Raw genomic sequence first — 2415 nt, forward strand, 5'->3', positions numbered from 1 at the left:
GGCCCGCCGGCCACAGCACGTGAGAGGCGAAGAAGACCGCCAGGTTGACGATGACGCCCACGACCGCTGCGGTGATGCCTGTCAGCGGTGCCGTGAACTTCAGATTGCCATGCGTCGACTCGATGAACGGCCCACCGAGCAGGATGAAGAAGAACGACGGCAGGAAGGTGAAGAACGTGACCACCGTGGCCGCCACCGCGCCGGCCAGGAAGAGCGAGTCCGCTCCGAAGAGGGCCTTCGTCCAGCCCCCGACAAAGCCGACGAACGAGACGACCATGATGAGCGGCCCCGGCGTCGTCTCTCCCAGCGCCAGCCCGTCAATCATCTGCAGTCCCGTGAGCCAGTGGTAGTGGTCCACGGCCCCCTGGTAGACGTAGGGAAGCACGGCGTAGGCCCCGCCGAACGTCAGCAGTGCGGCCTTGGTGAAGAACCACGCCATTTGCGTGAGGGTGGCATCCCAGCCACAGGCCAGCGTCAGCCCTCCGATGGCCACCGCCCACAAGCCGGTGAACGCCGCGAGGACGCGCCGGAAGTGCCTCCAGGTGAAGCGCGCATGCGCCGGCGTCGGTGTGTTGTCGTCGATGAGGGCGGCACCGAACCCCTTGGCGGCCTTGCCGTGGCCTGCGCCGACAGCGAATTTCTCCGGGGCATAGCGGCCACCCAGGTACCCGACGAAGCCGGCACCCAGGACGATGAGCGGGAAAGGCAGGTTCACCGCGAAGATGGCGACGAAGGCCGCGACGGCGATGCCCCACAGCCAACGGTTCTTCAGCGCACGCGAGCCGATGCGGATCGCAGCCGACACGACGATGGCCGTGACCGCCGGCTTGATGCCGTAGAAGAGGCCCGCCACCGCGGGGACCGTGCCGAAGGCCATGTAGACCCAGGACAGTGCGATGAGGATGAACAACGACGGCAGCACGAACAATCCGCCGGCGACGATGCCGCCCCAGGTCCGGTGCATGAGCCAGCCAATGTAGGTGGCCAGCTGCTGGGCCTCGGGCCCCGGCAGGACCATGCAGTAGTTCAGCGCATGCAGGAAGCGGTTTTCCGAGATCCAGCGGCGCCGCTCGACCAGCTCCTCATGCATGAGGGCGATCTGCCCGGCAGGTCCACCGAAGCTGATGAAGCCGAGCTTGAGCCAGTAGACGAAGGCCTGGCCGAAGGAGACGGGCTCGGGTGCCGCGTCTGCAGCGGTCGATTCTTCCGCGGGCTTCATGGGCAGGTCATTGGAGCGGGTGAAGGGAATCGAACCCTCGTATGAAGCTTGGGAAGCTGCCGTTCTACCATTGAACTACACCCGCAGCGGGCGCGATTCTAGCGCGTGCTCGGGCACAATTCGGCCCCCTGCCCTCCAGGCACGCGTGCCGAATTACCATGACCGCCCCCACCGATCCCACCGTTCCGCTGCGCGGCATCAAGAGCTTCGTGCTGCGCGCCGGCCGCATGGGCACCGGCCAGGCGCGCGCGCTCGAGACGCTCGGCCCGCGCTTCGTGGTCCCCTATGCGCAGCAGCGCTTCGACCCGCAGGCCGCGTTCGGCCGCACCGCACCGCTGGTGCTGGAGATCGGCTTCGGCATGGGCGACGCCACCGCGGCGATCGCGCAGGCGCTGCCGGGCACCGATTTCCTCGGCGTCGAGGTGCACACGCCCGGCGTGGGTGCACTGCTGAAGCACATCGGCGAGAAGCAGATCGCCAACCTGCGCATCGTGCAGCACGATGCCGTCGAGGTGCTGGAGCACATGATCGCGCCCGGCTCGCTGGCCGGCGTGCATGTGTTCTTTCCCGACCCGTGGCACAAGAAGAAGCACAACAAGCGCCGGCTGATCCAGGCGCCGTTCGTCGCGAAGCTCGCCGCGCACCTGGCCCCCGGCGGCTACCTGCACTGCGCGACCGACTGGCAGCCCTATGCCGAGCAGATGCTGGAGGTGCTGTCGGCCGAGCCCGCGCTCGCCAACACCGCCGCGGGCTATGCGCCGAAACCGGCCTATCGGCCGCTGACCAAGTTCGAGAACCGCGGCCTCAAGCTCGGCCACGGCGTCTGGGACCTGGTGTTCACGAAGCGCGAAACCCGTTCGCCCTGAGCCTGTCGAAGGGCCTGCGCGTACGGCACCAAGGCTTCGACAGGCTCAGCCCGACCCTTCGACTAGCTCAGGGCGAACGGGCAGGTTTCGTCGACGGTGGCACGAACGGCCCCGGGTCGACGCAGTTGGCAGGCTTCTTCGCCGCGGCACCCGACGCCGCCGGACCGTAGCTCGGCGCCCGCCGACCGGCCTGGCATTGCTGGAAATCCTGCAGCTTGCGCGCCCACGCGGCACGTGCAGCGCCCTCGTCCTCGGGCGCCGCAATGCAGGCCGCTGCCGCCATCCAGGCCATCGTTCCGATCGGCATCCAGCGCATGCGCAGTCCTCAGG

The 2415-nt window shown here is 68.1% G+C and carries 3 protein-coding genes and 1 tRNA gene; 1 reads left to right on the plus strand and 3 read right to left on the minus strand.

All coding sequences use genetic code 11. The annotated features are described in order from the left end of the window. Window positions 1-1219 (minus strand): chromate efflux transporter (gene chrA / locus AC1D15_RS27170; protein ID WP_477828457.1); only part of this gene is annotated, 1219 nt, incomplete at its 3' end. An 11-nt stretch (window positions 1220-1230) separates the two neighbouring features. Further along, a tRNA-Gly gene (locus AC1D15_RS27175) sits at window positions 1231-1304 on the minus strand. Between the two features lie 73 nt (window positions 1305-1377). On the opposite strand from AC1D15_RS27175, the gene trmB reads away from it, so the two are divergent. Continuing rightward, complete coding sequence (trmB, locus tag AC1D15_RS27180; protein ID WP_477828458.1) at window positions 1378-2085, plus strand: tRNA (guanosine(46)-N7)-methyltransferase TrmB; 708 nt, start codon at window positions 1378-1380, stop codon at window positions 2083-2085. Between the two features lie 67 nt (window positions 2086-2152). Here the strand turns inward: trmB and AC1D15_RS27185 are convergent, their stop codons facing one another. Continuing rightward, complete coding sequence (locus tag AC1D15_RS27185) at window positions 2153-2401, minus strand: hypothetical protein (RefSeq protein WP_477828459.1); 249 nt, start codon at window positions 2399-2401, stop codon at window positions 2153-2155. Window positions 2402-2415 lie beyond the last annotated feature (14 nt).

The sequence above is a fragment of the Rhizobacter sp. P2_H2 genome, assembly GCF_056403375.1.